The organism is Heyndrickxia coagulans DSM 1 = ATCC 7050 (assembly GCF_000290615.1).
GTDB lineage: Bacteria > Bacillota > Bacilli > Bacillales > Bacillaceae_C > Weizmannia > Weizmannia coagulans.
Map to the genome: position 1 here is coordinate 33,296 of NZ_ALAS01000098.1, position 16,592 is coordinate 49,887.

Below are 16,592 nucleotides of genomic sequence, written 5' to 3' on the forward strand. Positions count from 1 at the left end.
TACAAGCAAACGGGCGAAACATTGGCATCGTCGTTCGTGAGATAAACCGTTTTTAAACGGGCTGTTGCCGGCGCAGGGGCAGGCGCATGAAGGCTGCCCCTGCTGCAACTTTAAGGCGCCGCCATCAGGATGAAAATGATGCTGAAGAGGATGAAGAAGGATTGCTTGGCATGTTTGAACCGTGCAAAGAAAGCAGGTTACAGAGGAGGAATCCGGCATTGGCAGACAGCGCGAACGTGATCATTGACATCGACCAGGTTTCCTTCCGTTACCCGGAACAGGAAACATATGCACTAACAAATATTTCTTTTCAAGTTTATAAAGGCGAGTGGCTGGCCATTGTCGGGCATAACGGATCCGGAAAGTCTACGCTGGCGAGGCTCCTGAACGGCTTGCAGTTTCCCGGAAAAGGCGCGATAACGGTTTCCGGCCTCAAGTTGTCGGATGAAAATGTCTGGGAGATTAGAAGGCGCGTCGGCATGGTGTTTCAAAATCCCGATAACCAGTTTGTCGGCACAACCGTTCAGGATGATGTCGCATTTGGGCTGGAAAACCACGGTGTGCCGCGTGAGGAAATGGTGAAACGCGTCCATGATGCTTTAAAGCGGGTTCGGATGTCGGACTTTCTGGACCGCGAACCGCACCATCTATCAGGCGGGCAAAAACAACGGGTGGCGATTGCCGGGATCATCGCGCTTAAGCCGGAAGTGATCATTTTGGATGAAGCTACATCCATGCTCGATCCGGTCGGCCGCAAAGAAGTGCTGGAGACGATCCGCCAGTTGAAACAAGAAGCGGGGCTGACCGTCATCTCGATTACCCATGATCTTGAAGAAGCCGCCCAGGCGGAACGGATGATCGTGATGAACCGCGGGGAGGTCTACCAGGAAGGCACACCGCGTGACATTTTTCAAATGGATGAGACATTGACCGCGCTTGGCCTCGATATTCCGTTCCCGGTCAAAATGGCAAAAGCGCTTAAAGCAAGGGGCCTGGACTTACCGGAAATTTATTTAACAGATGAAGAATTGGTGGATGCACTATGGACATTGCATTTGAACAAGTAGAATACCGGTATCAGCCGAATACGCCGTTTGAAAGGCTTGCGCTCTATGACATTTCCCTCGCCATCCCGTCCGGCCGCTATATCGCCGTGATCGGGCATACCGGTTCAGGCAAATCGACGCTGCTGCAGCATTTGAATGCCCTGCTCCAGCCGACAAAAGGAAAAGTAACGATCGGCGGCCGGGTGATTGAAGGCGGAAAAAAGGAAAAAAACTTGAAGGCGATCCGGCAAAAAGTCGGGATTGTGTTCCAGTTTCCTGAACACCAGCTGTTTGAAGAAACGGTGGAAAAAGACATCTGTTTCGGCCCGAAAAATTTCGGCGTTCCGGATGAAGAAGCGAAACAGCGGGCAAGGGAACTCATCCGGCTTGTCGGGCTTTCAGAAGAGATTCTTGCAAAATCGCCGTTTGACCTGTCAGGCGGGCAAATGCGGCGGGTTGCCATCGCCGGTGTGCTTGCGATGGAACCGGATGTGCTTGTGCTGGACGAGCCGACTGCCGGCCTTGATCCGCGCGGGCGCCACGAGATGATGGGCATGTTTTACGAATTGCACCGGAAGAAGCATTTAACGACTGTGCTTGTTACCCACAGCATGGAAGATGCCGCCCTGTATGCCGATGAGCTCGTCATTTTGCACCAGGGGAAATTGATGAAAAAAGGTGCACCCCGTGACATCTTTTCCGATCCCGGGTTGCTTGAAAAATGGGGATTAAGCGTGCCGGAGATTGTCCGCTTCCAGACCATGCTCGAGAAAAAAACCGGTATGAAGTTCAAAAAGACATGCCTGACAGTAGAAGAACTTGCGGAAGCATTGCAATCGGTTTTGAAACGGGGTGGGCGCGCATGATGGAAAAAATGATTTTCGGGCGTTATATTCCGGGCGATTCCGTCATTCACCGGATGGATCCGCGTTCGAAATTGATTTTTGTATTCGTCTTTATTTGTATTGTATTTTTGGCCAATAATGCGGCCACCTACGGGATTCTCGTAATCTTTACCTTGCTTGTTATGCTGGTTTCAAAAGTTCCTGTCCGTTTTTTTATTAAAGGGTTAATGCCGATTTTATGGCTGGTCATTTTTACCTTTTTTCTGCAGCTGTTTTTCAATCGTGAGGGCAGCCTTGTTTTCCGTTATGCATTTATTCATATTTATAGTGAAGGGATCCGGCAGGGCGTGTTTATTTCGCTCAGGTTTATGCTGTTGATCTTTTTAACATCGCTTTTGACGCTGACGACAACGCCAATCTCGCTGACAGACGGGATTGAAATGCTACTTGCGCCGCTCCGGAAAGTAAAATTTCCGGTCCATGAACTGGCGTTAATGATGTCCATTTCACTGCGGTTCATTCCGACATTAATGGACGAAACGGAAAAAATCATGAAGGCGCAGATGGCCCGGGGTGTCGATTTTTCCGGCGGGAGTATAAAAGACCGGGTGAAAGCCATTATTCCTTTATTAATTCCGCTGTTTGTCAGTTCGTTCAAACGTGCGGAAGAGCTGGCAACGGCAATGGAAGCCCGCGGCTACCAGGGCGGGGAGGGGCGGACAAAATACCGCTTGCTCATCTGGCGCACGGCTGATACGCTGTCCATTTGCGCCCTGGCCGCCGTTATCATCCTGCTCGTGCTGTTCCGTGACGGGGGGATTTTATGAAGCGCGTAAAATGTACGGTCAGTTACGACGGTTCCCGGTTCGCGGGGTACCAGGTCCAGCCGGGGCAGCGGACGGTCCAGCAGGAAATCGAAAAGGCGCTGGCCGCTCTTCATAAAGGCCGCCCCGTGAAAACGGCGGCTTCCGGAAGGACGGATGCCGGCGTGCACGCGATGGGGCAGGTGGTCCATTTCGATACGGATCTTTCTATTCCGGAAACAAGCTGGCCGGCCGCTTTAAACAGCCTGCTTCCCGGCGATATTTCAGTTTCGGCAGCGGCGTATGTGGGCCCCGGTTTTCACGCGCGCTACTCGGTAAAAGAGAAGGAATACCGCTACCGGATCTATTTTTCCCATGTCCGCAGCCCGTTTAAGCACCGTTACGCGTTAAGGGTCTGGTTTCCGCTTGATACCGGGGCAATGGAAGCGGCGGCAAACGCCGTGCTTGGCACCCATGATTTTACGAGTTTTTGCTCGGCAAAAACGGAGGCGGAAGACAGGGTCCGCACGTTGAAAGAGATCCGGTTTTTGCGGCAGGACGATGAATTGGTGATCTGTTTTAAAGGAAACGGCTTTTTATACAATATGGTGCGGATCTTAACCGGCACTTTGCTTGAAATCGGCAGCGGCAAGCGCGAGCCCGGTGAAATGCGCGAAATCCTTGAAAAACGCAACCGGATCTATGCGGGCAAAACCGCGCCGCCGGAAGGATTGTATTTATGGAAAGTAACTTATTGACGGGGCATGGACCCGCATGATAAAAAGAAGACAAAAACAACCGGACCAGGCGTAACATTTGCTTGACATTCTTGCCCCAAAACGATATTATAACCTATGGTATTGTTTTTTTAACTCCACGATAAGCCCCGGAAACTTATTGTGATAATGCAAATAGATCATGACTGTGTTTTTGTGAATATTTTTTAGGAGGGTAACTCATGCGTACGACTTATATGGCAAAAGCAAACGAAGTTGAACGTAAATGGTACGTAGTGGATGCTGAAGGCAAGACCCTTGGGCGCCTCGCTTCTGAAGTGGCATCCATTTTACGCGGCAAACATAAACCGGTTTTCACACCGCACGTGGATACGGGCGACCATGTGATCATCCTGAATGCTTCTAAAGTAGAATTGACAGGCAAAAAACTGGAAGACAAAATTTACTACCGCCACAGCCAGTTTGCAGGCGGTTTGAAACAGCGCACAGCAGGCGAAATGCGTGCGAACTATCCAGAAAAAATGCTGGAACTTGCTATTAAAGGCATGCTTCCGAAAGGTTCCCTTGGACGCCAGATGTTTAAAAAGTTGCATGTGTATGCTGGCGCAGAGCATCCGCATGAAGCACAAAAACCGGAAGTTTACGAACTTCGCGGATAATTTTAAAAGGAGGGCATTATTTTGGCACAAGTACAATACGCCGGGACCGGACGCCGCAAAAGTTCTGTTGCACGTGTCCGCTTAGTTCCTGGAAACGGCAATATTACGGTTAACGGGCGCGATGTAAAAGATTACATTCCGTTCGAAGCTTTAGTTGAAGTGATTAAACAACCATTGAATATAACAGAAACAAACGGCAGCTACGATGTTCTCGTAAACGTAAGAGGCGGCGGTTTCACAGGCCAAGCTGGCGCAATCCGCCACGGTATTGCCCGCGCATTGCTGCAGGCTGATCCTGAATATCGTGCAGTGTTAAAACGCGCAGGCCTTCTGACACGTGACGCCCGTATGAAAGAACGGAAGAAATACGGTCTCAAAGGCGCTCGTCGTGCACCTCAGTTCTCGAAACGTTAAATTATTGGCATTTCAAAGGCTCTCTTCACTTATGTGGGGAGGGTCTTTTTTATGTCCAAAAAAACCCGCTAGCACCCTTCATTTGCTGTTGCAGGAAGACGAAACGGAGCTGAGGCAGAAAATCGAATCGTTTATTGACCCGGCACTGCAAACGAGCCACAACCATACAAGCCTTGATGATTTTATGCAGCGTGAAGACATCGCTGAGGATGTAAAGGCATTATACTTGCTTGCCCTTGAAGGAACAACATCGCAGGAAGTCTTTCAGTCCGGAGCCTATCATGAGCGTGTCGAGAAGCGATTTGAAAGAGGACAGCGCGCTCACCCGTGATCCGTCAAAATTTGCAAAAAATAAATGCAAAAATAATCTGTTTAATGCTAAAATAAATATTACGGAAGTATTCCAATTGTTTTTATAGGAAAAATGTAAACGAGTGGAGGAAATTGGAACATGGCTTTTTCAACGAGCATCCCGCACGGCGGTATATTGGTAAACCGGGAAAACCACAGTGCGGAAGCTTTAAAACAGGCAGAACAATTACCGGCATTAACCGTTTCCGACTGGAGCATCTCCGACTTGGAGCTGATCGGCATCGGCGGATTCAGCCCGCTGACCGGGTTTATGGGGAAGCAGGATTATGAAACGGTTGTGGAAAATATGCGGCTTTCAAACGGCCTTATCTGGAGTATTCCGATCACGCTTCCCGTAACAGAAGAGGAAGCGGAAAGGTTTGAAACCGGAGAAATGCTCGCATTAAAAGGCGCAGACGGCGTGATCTACGGCACGCTCACACTGGAAGAAAAGTATACAGTGGAAAAAGAACGGGAAGCAAGGCTCGTGTACGGGACAACCGACCCGGCGCACCCCGGTGTTAAACGCTTATATGAAAACGGGGATGTGTATCTTGCAGGGCCGGTTACGCTTTTAAACCGCCCGAATCATGACGAGTTTGCCGCTTATTATAAAGATCCGAAAGAAACAAGGGCATTGTTCGCATCCCTCGGCTGGAAAACGATTGTCGGCTTCCAGACGCGCAACCCGGTCCACCGCGCCCATGAATACATTCAGAAAAGCGCGCTTGAAATCGTTGACGGGCTGCTTTTAAACCCGCTTGTCGGCGAGACAAAAAGCGATGATATTCCGGCGGATATCCGGATGGAAAGTTACGAAGTGATTTTGAAACATTATTATCCAAAAGACCGTGTGCGCCTTGTTATTTACCCTGCCGCCATGCGCTATGCAGGCCCGCGGGAAGCAATCCTGCATGCGCTCGTCCGTAAAAATTACGGCTGCACCCATTTCATTGTTGGCCGGGACCATGCCGGCGTCGGCGATTATTATGGGACGTATGAAGCACAGGAACTGATCAGCACTGTGGAGCAGGAACTGGGCATCACCATTTTAAAATTTGAGCATGCGTTTTACTGCACGAAATGCGGCAATATGGCCACAACGAAAACCTGTCCGCACGGAAAAGAAGACCATATTCATTTGAGCGGGACAAAAGTGCGCGAAATGCTGCGCGCCGGCCAAAAACCGCCGAAAGAATTTTCCCGGCCGGAAGTGGCAGAAGTGCTGATCAAAGGGATGAAAGTGCACAATTAAACGTCCGCAAATCATAAGGAGGGAACCGGCCGCATGGCGAAAGCAACCAATATCACATGGCATGAAACCCAAATTAAAAAAGAAGACCGCCGGAGGTTAAACGGGCACTCTAGCGCAGTCCTCTGGTTTACCGGGTTATCCGGTGCGGGGAAATCAACGCTGTCCGTCGCCGTTGAACAGGAACTCCACAGGCGGGGGATCCGCACGTATATCCTCGATGGCGATAATATCCGCCACGGGTTGAATAAAAATCTCGGGTTTTCCCCGGAAGACCGGAAAGAAAATATCCGCCGCATCGGAGAGGTGTCAAAACTGTTCGTGGATGCCGGCGTAATGGTGCTGACGGCGTTCATTTCACCGTACCGTGCTGACAGGGACATGGTGCGCGAACTGGTCGAAGATAATGAATTCGTAGAGATTTACGTGCATTGCCCGTTGGAAGCATGTGAACAGCGGGACCCGAAAGGCTTATACAAAAAAGCCCGCAATGGGGAAATACAAAATTTTACCGGTATAGATGCCCCTTATGAAGCCCCGGAACATCCGGAACTTGTCGTGGAAACCGACAAACAGCCGCTGGAACAGGCTGTCGGGCAGGTGATCCGCTTTTTGGAAGAAAAAGGGTACATCGAAAAGCAGCCGGTTTTATAAACGGCAAACGTGCAGCAGGTGCAAAACCTTGCTGCACGTTTTTCTACATAGGTATGTAAGATTATGCAACAAAATGCTGGAAATATGCAAAATCCTGTTTTCATCCGGAATTTTTTGTGCTATGGTATGGACGTTGTGATTTATTTTAACCAGATGCGTATGATAGATAAATGGAGATGAACATACGATGGCAACACAAAAATCCGGCCTGAAACGGCGTTTAAAGGCACGACATCTGACCATGATATCACTCGGCGGCTCGATCGGGACCGGGCTTTTTCTCGGAAGCGGCGCCGCGATTTACCAGGCGGGCCCGGGGGGAGCGCTGCTTGCCTATTTGGTTATCGGTGTGATGGTCTATTTTATTATGACAAGCCTCGGGGAACTGGCTTCATTCATGCCGACAAGCGGGGCATTCAGTACGTATGCAACCCGCTTTATTGATCCGGCGCTCGGTTTTGCGCTCGGCTGGAATTACTGGTACAGCTGGGCCATTTGTCTTGCAGCGGAACTGTCGGCATCGACGCTGGTCATGAAATTTTGGTTTCCGCACAGCCCCAGCTGGTTGTGGAGCGGCCTGTTTTTGCTCGTGATTTTTCTTTTGAACATTTTGTCCGTGAGAGGCTATGGCGAAGGAGAGTACTGGTTTTCCTTTGTCAAAGTGGCGACCATTATCCTTTTTATTGTTACCGGCTTATGCATGATATTTGGCATATTGGGCGGGGCACCGGCCGGCTTTAAAAACTTTACAATCGGGGATGCGCCTTTCCACGGTGGTGCGCTTGCCGTACTTGGCGTGTTCATTACAGCCGGATTTTCATTCCAGGGGACGGAAATTGTCGGCGTTGCAGCTGGAGAAAGCGAGAATCCGCGCAAAAACGTCCCGAAAGCAATCAAAAGCATTTTCTGGCGCATTTTGTTATTTTATGTCCTTGCAATTCTTGTCATCGGGCTGATTATCCCTTATACGACAAAAAGTTTGCAAAGTACGGATGTAATGGTGAGCCCGTTTACACTTGTCTTTAAAAAAGCGGGGCTTGCGTTTGCTGCATCCCTAATGAATGCGGTCATTTTAACGGCTGTGCTGTCGGCGGGAAACTCGAGCCTGTATGCTTCAACAAGGATTTTGTATGCAATGGCCCATGAAGGCCAGGCGCCGAAGTTTTTCGGCAAACTGAACAAACGCGGCGTGCCGGTCGCAGCCCTTGTTGCCACGACCATTGTCGGCGCGCTTGCATTTCTCGCATCCGCATTCGGGGACGGCGCCATTTATATCTGGCTGTTGAATGCAGCGGGCGTCACGGGCTTTATTTTCTGGCTCGGGATTGCCGCCAGCCATTACCGTTTCCGGAAAGCGTATCTCGCACAGGGACGTTCACTTGACGACCTCCCTTACCATGCGAAATGGTACCCGTTCGGCCCAATTTTTGCGCTGATTGTCGGCGTGATCGTCATTCTTGCGCAGGATTATCAGGCATTCCTCGGCGGTCGTATCGACTGGATGAGCGCCATTGCCGCGTATCTCGGCATCCCGCTTTTTGCCATCATGTGGCTCGGCTACAAGCTCGTAAAGCGGACAAAAGTCATCCCGCTTGAGGCATGCCGGATTGATGACCGGGGATTTGACCAGAAGCCGGAGCATACTGAAAAAAAGGATGCGTGCCCCTGAGCGGTGTGTTGGCTTAAAGCGCGCGCCCATGTTGCGATATCGGTTCCTTGTTTGGAAATCATTATAAAGTATCGACGCCTCTACACCCGCGTACAATACCGGTAAGGAGTGGGTAGAGATGAATGAAGTCATTACCACCCTGTCTGCGAAAAGACGGGAGAGGCAAATGAAAGCGGAACGCAATTTGCTCCGCGAACTGCCGGTTGAAGTGCTGAAGAAAAGCTTCCAGTCCCATTTCGGTTCGTTCCGGATCAACGGGGGAGCGTGGATGGAGCAGGGGATCGAAGAAGGGTGTTACGATGTCGCCATTGAGGCCTATTTATTAGGCGGCCATTACAGCCGGTTCGGGTATTACGGAGAGCCAGCCGAGCAGGCAAAGAAACGGTGCGAAACCGAATTAAAGCATATTACAGATACGCTGTATAATTTTTGGCTTTATTGGACATTCGGCAATGATACGATGCAGGAGTCCATTTACTATACATGCGAGCAGTTTGCCGACTACTTTTGGTCTTACGGCTTTAAAAAAGGCGAACAAAGGCGGAAACTGCGGCTTCGTTAGGGGATGCCCGTTTGCGGCTCCCTTTTTTCCAGTTCTATTTTCCTCCCTTGTCCCATAACTTTTCAGTAAGGACAGGGAGAGGGAGATTGTGATGAAACGGAAAATCAAAATTGCGGGGTTTCTGCTTGGTGTCACCCTTTTATTTTTACTTGTGCAGTTTGAGTTTTTCCAAAAAGATACGTGGCGCCCGTGGAATCTGCCGCTTTCCGGGAAAATCATCTATTTGGATCCGGGGCACGGGGGGCCGGATGGCGGGGCAACGGGAGATGAAGTGCTGGAAAAAGATGTTGCCTTGAGTGTGGCGAGCAAAATCAAAGACTATCTTCAGCAGCAGGGGGCGCTTGTTATTATGACGCGCGAAACGGACACAGACCTTGCTGATAACGAGACAAAGGGCTACAGCCGCCGCAAAGTGGAGGATTTAAGAAAAAGGCTTTCCCTGATCAACGCGTCGGAAGCGGACCTTTTTATCAGCATCCATCTGAACGCTATTCCGCAATCGCAGTGGCACGGCGCCCAGACTTTTTACGCCCCGACCATGATTGAAAATAAAAGGATCGCCACGTTTATCCAGGCGGAGCTGGTCCGGAATCTCGAAAATACAAACCGGGCTTCCAAAACATTATCCAATGTGTATTTGCTGAAGCATGCGAAAAAACCGGGCTGCCTTGTGGAAATCGGGTTTTTGTCCAATCCCGGGGAGCGGGAGCAATTAAAATCCGATGCGTACCAGACAAAGGTGGCGGCTTCTATTTATGAAGGGATTATGCGCTACTTTACAAAAGAAAAGGACTTAAAGAACTGACAAGCATCCGGAGCCGTTCCAGCGCAAAACACTGCCATTGTATGGTATACTGGAATCAAGCTGGAAACGACTTCATTTTAAGGATGGTGTAGAAAATGTTGACGGAACAACAGGTTTACGACGTGTTAAAAGGGTTTGAAGATCCTTTTTTACATAAAACGCTGGAAGAAACAAAAGGGATCCTCGAAATCAAAATCAAAGAAGAGATCCAGCATGTCAGTGTCAAAGTGGCGATTGCCAAAACCGGCACAAGCGAACAGCTGCAGCTGCAGATGGCCATTGTGAAAGCATTGAAGGGGATCGGCGCGAACACAGTCGGCATCCGCTTCGGCGAACTGCCGAAAGAGACGCTCGGCCGGTTCCGCGATTTGTTGCAGGAAGACAACAAAAATCCGCTCGGCTCCGCCAAAACGGAATTCATCGCCATTGCAAGCGGCAAGGGCGGCGTTGGGAAATCGACCGTTTCCGTCAATTTGGCGGTTGCACTCGCCCGCCTCGGGAAAAAGGTCGGCCTGATTGATGCCGATATTTACGGGTTCAGCGTGCCGGACATGATGGGCATTATGCAGCGTCCAGTTGTCCGCGGCGAAAGAATTATCCCGGTGGAACGGTTCGGGGTCAAGGTCATTTCGATGGGTTTTTTTGTAGAAGACAATGCGCCGGTTATCTGGCGCGGGCCGATGCTTGGCAAAATGCTGAACAATTTCTTCCATGAAGTAGAATGGGGCGACCTCGATTATTTGCTGCTGGACTTGCCGCCGGGCACCGGGGATGTGGCGCTCGATATCCATTCGATGCTGCCGCGCTGCAATGAGATTATCGTGACGACCCCGCATCCGACTGCGGCTTTTGTTGCGGCAAGGGCCGGCGCGATGGCACTCCGGACGGAACACAATTTGCTCGGTGTCATTGAAAATATGGCTTATTTTGAAAGCAAGGTGACCGGCGAACGCGAGTATGTATTTGGCCGCGGCGGCGGGGAAAAACTTGCCGAAGAATTGCGGACCGAAGTGCTCGGCCAGCTCCCGCTCCAGCAGCCGGACTGGAATGAACATGATTTCGCGCCGTCCATTTATGCCGAAGACCACCGGCTCGGGCAGATTTACAGGGAGATTGCCCAAAAGATTGTGGACAAATTGAAAAAGTGAAGCTTTCCTTTCGCGAAAAACCCGCAGTTTTGAAGCAGCCGGAAACAGAGGAGGAATTTTCGGCGGAGCATCCACTTCGTGAAAAGCCCGCCCCTCCGCAAGGCTGCCGAAAAAAGACGGCAAGACACTTCTCTTGTGAGTGCCTTGCCGTCTTTTTCATAATGAAAGGAAAACAGGCGGCCTCTGTCCCCATAGGAATGGAAGCGGCATTTGGAAAGGTGTGTCCAATTGGGCTGGCCGTGTGTTTTGTCTCAATAGGGGATCCAATGAACGCCCATGCCGCAGAACAGCGGCACCAGCAGAAGAATGAAAACCAGCCGGCGTATATTTTCAGGATAGACAAAAGATCGGTGTCGGCGGTGTGTTTTGTCCCGATAGGATGGCTAATTGGACAAAAGAGCAGGCGGGGCAGGTTGAGATGTCCGTCATAACCGGGATGAAGGACAAAAGGCAGCGAGCTGCAGGTTGAAATGCCCTTCATAAGCGGGATGAAGGACAAAAGGTGGCGAGCCGCAGGTTGAAATGTCCGTCATAACCGGGATGAAGGACAAAAGGTGGCGAGCCGCAGGTTGAAATGTCCTTCATAACCGGGATGAAGGACAAAAGGCAGCGAGCTGCAGGTTGAAATGTCCTTCATAAGCGGGATGAAGGACAAAAGGCAGCGAGCCGCAGGTTGAAATGTCCTTCATAAGCGGGATGAAGGACAAAAGGTTGCGAGTTGCAGGTTGAAATGTCCTTCATAAGCGGGATGAAGGACAAAAGAGCAGGCAGGGCGGGTTGAAATGTCCAATTAGGCCCTGCTAAATGGACAAACGGCCGCCACTGGTTTCAACTTTATTTTTTCCATGATAAGAAAATGCGGCGGAACCCGCCCCGCCGCTACTTTTTCTCATTCATTGCTTTGGCTGCCTTCAGTAAACTGTCTTCCATTTTCGCTTTAAAAGCCGGGTCATTAAACGTATCAATGACAACACCCTGCATGGTTTTCCGCATTTCTTTGCTTTTTAGCATCGTTTGTACTTCTTTTTCGTAAGCCGGGTCTTTTAAAATATCGATCATCATCGCCTGGTAATCCGGATCCTTCATCAAACTTTTCAACAGCGCTTTGTTTTCGGTTTTCATGCTGTCTGCAACCGCGGCGGCAAATTTCGGATCCTGCATGGCCTCTCTCCAAAAAGCCTTGCCTTTATCGGAAGTTAATGTTTGTTCGATCGCTTCTTTCATGTACGCCTTGTCAATGACCAAATTCTTTTTCATTCCATCGCTTGTGATCACGTCCTGCAGCGCTTTTTTTCCTTCATCGGTTTTCAATATGTCAATGACCATTTTTTTCGTCTGGTTATAATCCGCTTGCCCGCCTGTTGAAGCCTCGCCCGAGCAGGCTGTAAGGGCAGCGCAAAGGCTGATCAGGAGCAAAACGGTTCTTGGTTTCATGCTTTTGGCTCCCTTCTTCATTCTATCTTTAATATGTGAAGTTCTTTTCGGATTATGCGCCCGGCGGGGAGGCTTAAAAGCAGTGGAAGTTTTTCCCGCTAAGGCAGGTCTGCAAAAACCGGCTTCATCGTGCGTATTGGTAAAACGGTACATTTGGGAAAAGCCGGCGTGATGTGCTGGATTTTTCTAATTATTCTCTGTTACAATAGAGGTACTTTAATGGCAAAGGGGGATGGGGATTGACAAGCCGGAACTGGGTTCGTTTCTTTTTTGCCGCTCTTGCAATCGGAGGGGTGTCAGCCGAGATTCTCGGGTTTTTCGTACGCTGGCCGGAAATGGCACCTTATTTTGCGCGGGCGGATCTTTTATCCATCGCCGGCGCGTTTTTCTGGTTTGCGGGGTTGGGCTTGATTTTCAGTCTTGTCAGCCAGGTCGGTTTCTTCGCCTGGTTAACCGTGCACCAGCTCGGGCTTGATATTTTCCGTTCGCGGCTTGTTTGGCAGGCCGTTCAGCTCGTAGCAGCCTGTTATGTACTGTTCGATTTTGTGTACTTCCGCGCGGATACCCGCCAGTCCTTGCTGTTTGCGGCACTGATCCTTGTGTCCGCGCTCGCGGCGGCAGCTGCTAAGACAAAGCAGGCGAAAAGTGCAAGGACTTTTATTCCTGCCTTCTTTTTCATGGTGGCAGTGACCATTCTCGAATGGGTGCCGTCTTTGCGTGCCAATAGCATAACCTCGCTTTATCTTATGCTTTTCCCGCTTCTCATCTGCAATGCTTATCAGCTGCTTGCGCTTCCGTATTTTTTAAAGCGCTCCCAAAGGGAAAAGGAGGAAAAGGTAGCATTGCGCAAGATCTCAGAAGAAAAGACGGCAAATTAAAACCGGAACCTGATTGGGTATCCGGTTTTTGCCGTGCTTTCTCGTTCCTCTGCCAATTGGACAGTAAACGCATAAATAAAATTTTCCCAGCTGGAGTACAATATACACGATACAGTGGGAACGCTTCCAATGCTGGCGGCCCATGAAAAAAAGAGTCCATGGTTTTTGCTCCATACGACCCAGGGCGCCTGATGATTCCATTTTCGCAGCCGGAGCGATTTTTCCGGCAAGGATTCCTGCTGCCATGGCCGCTATTTTGATTATTTTCGAAACCAGTCGGCCCCTTTGTCCATATGGAGGAAGGGAATATCCGTATCCACTTCGCCGGTGATCTTTTCAATGGGCAAGTCTTCTCCTGACAGCCATTTATCAAAGTCGATTTTCACCGGCTCGCAGTCCCCGCCTAAAGCGAACCAGGCTTCCATTTGCTTCGGCAGGTAAGCGGAAGTATGAATCGTGCCTGCCCAGCTGCTGTATAATTCTGAAAAAACGCCTTTTTCCCGGCTGTTTAATAATTGAAACGCATCCCGGGCGCTGGACAGATGCCCTTTTTCCTGTTCCAAAATGGCGGTTCTGCGCATCGAATCGTTGAGATGATGCCGGTTTTCTTTGCCGAGGGTTTCAAAATGATTGGTGCAAGTGTTTCCGTTCCGCACGGCGACCGCGCGCGGAGATGCTTCGACAATCCGGTTTTCCCCGCTTTTATCGTAAACTACATAGCTGAATGAATGGCGGTGCGGAATTTCTTTTAATAGGGCAACGGCTTCGTCAATATTTGCGCATGATTCCAATAGCAGCCTGCCAATCATGCAGCAAATAAACCCGTCGCCGGGACTTTTTCGATGGATAAACGTATAGCCGATGGCGAGCCCTTTTTCATTCATGCCGTCCATCCGCCCGGTGACGCGCTGGCTCGGCCCGGCAATCGCGTATCCCTGATCGCTTGGCTGGTACAGGACATAGCGGCCTTCATAGGTTTTTGGATGGTAATCATAGTTGCGGATAAGATAGCCATCGCCTGTTAAAATCGAGCAGCCTGATTTTGCACAGTCCACCCGGTAGCCGCCAAATTCCTGCAAAACTTTTTCCATCGGCCATTCCAGCGCTTCTTGCAATCCGCGCAACTCTTCCCAGATTCCGGGTGCAAAGCGGGTGATGGCGTCTTTCGTTTCGTTCAGGTCGATGACAAACCGCGGTTTTCTGACTTTCCATTGATTGTCGCGGTTTTGGACAGAAAGTGATTCTTTTAATGCAAGCCCCTGCATATAACCGAATTTTTCATGTGATCCGCGAAATTGGACCACCGTGCTGAAAATTTGCTTCATCTTTCAATTCACCTGCAAACCCATTGGGATCATATTCACACCATTCATTTTAACACATTCTGTTTCTTTCCTTCCCCAAGCGGGTCAGCCGCAACGATTTTCAGTTCCATTATCATATTTTCCTGCATGGCATTTGAAAATCAAGAATGACCTGTTTGGCGCCGTTTTCAAGCGGGTTGCAGAAACGGCTGACCGTGTAAAATTCCACCCAGTAGAAATGTTCATAGTCAAGTGTATAGCCGTTTTTTTGTACCATGTCGGAAATGAGGATAAATGCGTTGCTGATGATATCGTCAAGGTTCTTTGCGCCAATCTGTGCTTTTGCAATGGTTCCGCCTTTGATGATTTTCCCCGTCATGCCTTCAGGGACCGGGGTTCCTGTTTTAAAATACTTGCCGATGATATACGTTTCGCCAAGCCCGGAGTCGTTTGCAAAATCGGTCATATAACCGAGGCCGATGCAGTCTTCCATGCCTACGCTGTATTCATGAAGTTCATGAAGCTTTTTGTCAAATCCCCGTTCCCAAAAAACTTCCCACAGGTCGCTGGTGGTGACGCCAAAATCTTGATTGCTGATGCCGATCAGGAGCACGTCTTCTGCCGTCATGTATTCGATTTTTACCAGTTCTGCCATCATTCTTCTTCCTTTCATCACGTAATAGGTGTCATTGTCTTTAAAGGAAAGCGGCGGAAAAGCTTTTTCTTGATAAATGTCACCGGTAATCATGGCAGGCGGCACTGAAAATTGTTCCTTGAACGCCCTTGAAAAGGCGGAACTGCTCTCATAGCCGCACTCCATTGCTGTTTCTGTTACATTTTTCCTTTTAGAAAGCAGCATCTCAGCCGCCAGCGTGAGTTTTCGTTTGCGTACATATCCAGCCAATGAAATATTGCAGATATACGTAAAAATGCGTTGGTAAAGCCCCAAAGGAATCCCCGTAATTTTTGCGATTTTTTCATAATCTGGATGCATGATATCTGCTTCAAGCATATCAATGACCTGCTGTGTTTTATCCAGAATTTCCATTGTAACGCCCCCTTCCCCTTTCATTATGCAATACAATCGCGCAAACCCGCTTTACATTTTTTGTACAACTTTTGTTGGCCCGTATGGAACCAGATTGGCTACAATTGCTTCTAACATATCATCTTCAAAGGAATTCCAGGAAATTACTATATATTTAAATGATTCTGTGATTTAAGGAGAGAACGGCGCATCAGTAATGATAAAGGTTGAAGTGAAAAGCGGGCTTTCTAATATTCCCAATTTCACTGGAAATCTGTACATGGTGGTGTAACGACTGGAATCCCCATTATTATAACTGGAACAATAATTTGGGCGATAATGAAAATCCTTATAATAGAGGCAATATATTAAAGGATTTCGGGCCGCAGCCATTTGTAATTAATATTGAACAGGCCGCCAAGAAGAATAACAATTTCCGCATAGCTTTATGGACGGGAAATCATTTGCAGGTTACTTTAATGAATATTGGTGTTGGAGAAGATATCGGATTGGAAATCCACCCAACATTGGATCAGTTCCTCCGTATTGAAGATGGTCAAGGACTTGTTCAAATGGGGAAAAATAAAGGAATATACGATTTTCAAGCCAATGTATATGACGACTATGTAATCGTGATACCCGCAGGAACATGGCATAATCTAACGAACACAGGTAATAAACCAATAAAATTATACTCCATTTATGCACCACCTCAACATCCATATGGTACTGTTCATGAGACAAAGGCAATTGCCATGGCTTCAGAAAATCACTATTAATAATTTTTGACTGATAACCCTAATACAAATTAGTAATCCCCATATTTTATGGGGAATCACTCCTGTAACGAAGGTATTCAAACGCTGGACAAAATTCATTTTCCGTATAATAAATAGCAAAATATTATAGCCTACTGTGTATGGCAAAATAAAAGTGCAGAGCTTTGCAAAGGAAAAATGCAGAGTCCTGCACTAAATTTTTGTGCATAAACAAAAAAAGACTTG

18 protein-coding genes are annotated in these 16,592 nt (G+C 48.9%); 15 read left to right on the forward strand and 3 right to left on the reverse strand.

Annotated elements, in window-relative coordinates; genetic code table 11:
- Nucleotides 1-218 precede the first annotated feature (218 nt).
- The 13 genes from IC21_RS04500 to salA all read left to right on the forward strand — a co-directional run bounded on the left by IC21_RS04500 (nucleotide 219) and on the right by salA (nucleotide 10,945).
- The gene (locus IC21_RS04500) at nucleotides 219-1,067 is read left to right on the forward strand and encodes an energy-coupling factor ABC transporter ATP-binding protein (protein WP_029141993.1); all 849 of its coding nucleotides are present in this window, start codon (nucleotides 219-221) and stop codon (nucleotides 1,065-1,067) included.
- The gene (locus tag IC21_RS04505) at nucleotides 1,043-1,912 is read left to right on the forward strand and encodes an energy-coupling factor ABC transporter ATP-binding protein (RefSeq protein WP_013858107.1); all 870 of its coding nucleotides are present in this window, start codon (nucleotides 1,043-1,045) and stop codon (nucleotides 1,910-1,912) included. Before IC21_RS04500 ends, IC21_RS04505 begins: the two co-directional genes overlap by 25 nt.
- A complete protein-coding gene (locus IC21_RS04510) occupies nucleotides 1,909-2,718 on the forward strand; it encodes an energy-coupling factor transporter transmembrane component T family protein (protein WP_013858108.1) in 810 nt (269 codons plus the stop codon). The genes IC21_RS04505 and IC21_RS04510 overlap by 4 nt, the downstream gene beginning before the upstream one ends.
- Complete coding sequence (truA, locus tag IC21_RS04515) at nucleotides 2,715-3,452, forward strand: tRNA pseudouridine(38-40) synthase TruA (RefSeq protein ID WP_029141992.1); 738 nt, start codon at nucleotides 2,715-2,717, stop codon at nucleotides 3,450-3,452. The genes IC21_RS04510 and truA overlap by 4 nt, the downstream gene beginning before the upstream one ends.
- Nucleotides 3,453-3,652: 200 nt before the next feature.
- Nucleotides 3,653-4,090, forward strand: a complete 438-nt coding sequence (gene rplM / locus IC21_RS04520) for a 50S ribosomal protein L13 (protein WP_013858110.1) — start codon at nucleotides 3,653-3,655, stop codon at nucleotides 4,088-4,090.
- A 21-nt stretch (nucleotides 4,091-4,111) separates the two neighbouring features.
- Nucleotides 4,112-4,504, forward strand: coding sequence for a 30S ribosomal protein S9 (gene rpsI, locus IC21_RS04525; RefSeq protein ID WP_013858111.1), 393 nt, complete (start codon nucleotides 4,112-4,114; stop codon nucleotides 4,502-4,504).
- 82 nt (nucleotides 4,505-4,586) lie between these two features.
- Entirely contained in the window at nucleotides 4,587-4,835 is a 249-nt protein-coding gene (locus tag IC21_RS04530) for a hypothetical protein (RefSeq protein WP_029141991.1), read from the forward strand.
- Between the two features lie 120 nt (nucleotides 4,836-4,955).
- On the forward strand, nucleotides 4,956-6,110 hold the full coding sequence (sat, locus tag IC21_RS04535) for a sulfate adenylyltransferase (RefSeq protein ID WP_029141990.1): 1,155 nt from the start codon (nucleotides 4,956-4,958) through the stop codon (nucleotides 6,108-6,110).
- 33 nt (nucleotides 6,111-6,143) lie between these two features.
- Nucleotides 6,144-6,761 (forward strand): adenylyl-sulfate kinase, encoded by a 618-nt coding sequence (gene cysC, locus IC21_RS04540; protein ID WP_029141989.1) that lies wholly within the window; start codon nucleotides 6,144-6,146, stop codon nucleotides 6,759-6,761.
- A gap of 187 nt (nucleotides 6,762-6,948) precedes the next feature.
- The gene (locus IC21_RS04545) at nucleotides 6,949-8,430 is read left to right on the forward strand and encodes an amino acid permease (RefSeq protein ID WP_029141988.1); all 1,482 of its coding nucleotides are present in this window, start codon (nucleotides 6,949-6,951) and stop codon (nucleotides 8,428-8,430) included.
- Nucleotides 8,431-8,548: 118 nt separating this feature from the next.
- Complete coding sequence (locus tag IC21_RS04550) at nucleotides 8,549-8,992, forward strand: YbaK family protein (RefSeq protein WP_019722042.1); 444 nt, start codon at nucleotides 8,549-8,551, stop codon at nucleotides 8,990-8,992.
- A 91-nt stretch (nucleotides 8,993-9,083) separates the two neighbouring features.
- On the forward strand, nucleotides 9,084-9,797 hold the full coding sequence (gene cwlD / locus IC21_RS04555; RefSeq protein ID WP_017554024.1) for an N-acetylmuramoyl-L-alanine amidase CwlD: 714 nt from the start codon (nucleotides 9,084-9,086) through the stop codon (nucleotides 9,795-9,797).
- Nucleotides 9,798-9,892: 95 nt separating this feature from the next.
- Nucleotides 9,893-10,945 (forward strand): iron-sulfur carrier protein/transcriptional regulator SalA, encoded by a 1,053-nt coding sequence (gene salA / locus IC21_RS04560; RefSeq protein WP_013858116.1) that lies wholly within the window; start codon nucleotides 9,893-9,895, stop codon nucleotides 10,943-10,945.
- Between the two features lie 879 nt (nucleotides 10,946-11,824).
- Here salA and gerD read toward each other — a convergent pair.
- Nucleotides 11,825-12,379 (reverse strand): spore germination lipoprotein GerD, encoded by a 555-nt coding sequence (gene gerD / locus IC21_RS04570; RefSeq protein WP_013858117.1) that lies wholly within the window; start codon nucleotides 12,377-12,379, stop codon nucleotides 11,825-11,827.
- 239 nt (nucleotides 12,380-12,618) lie between these two features.
- Here gerD and IC21_RS04575 point away from each other — a divergent pair, with 239 nt between their 5' ends.
- Nucleotides 12,619-13,257: a KinB-signaling pathway activation protein gene (locus IC21_RS04575; RefSeq protein WP_029143052.1), complete on the forward strand. Its 639-nt coding sequence runs from the start codon at nucleotides 12,619-12,621 to the stop codon at nucleotides 13,255-13,257.
- Nucleotides 13,258-13,517: 260 nt separating this feature from the next.
- Here the strand turns inward: IC21_RS04575 and IC21_RS04585 are convergent, their stop codons facing one another.
- Complete coding sequence (locus tag IC21_RS04585) at nucleotides 13,518-14,582, reverse strand: C45 family autoproteolytic acyltransferase/hydrolase (protein ID WP_029141382.1); 1,065 nt, start codon at nucleotides 14,580-14,582, stop codon at nucleotides 13,518-13,520.
- A gap of 112 nt (nucleotides 14,583-14,694) precedes the next feature.
- The gene (locus IC21_RS04590) at nucleotides 14,695-15,609 is read right to left on the reverse strand and encodes a helix-turn-helix domain-containing protein (RefSeq protein WP_019722038.1); all 915 of its coding nucleotides are present in this window, start codon (nucleotides 15,607-15,609) and stop codon (nucleotides 14,695-14,697) included.
- Nucleotides 15,610-15,839: 230 nt separating this feature from the next.
- Between IC21_RS04590 and IC21_RS04595 the strand changes: the two genes are divergently transcribed.
- Complete coding sequence (locus IC21_RS04595; protein ID WP_230090533.1) at nucleotides 15,840-16,367, forward strand: cupin domain-containing protein; 528 nt, start codon at nucleotides 15,840-15,842, stop codon at nucleotides 16,365-16,367.
- The last annotated feature ends 225 nt before the right edge of the window (nucleotides 16,368-16,592 follow it).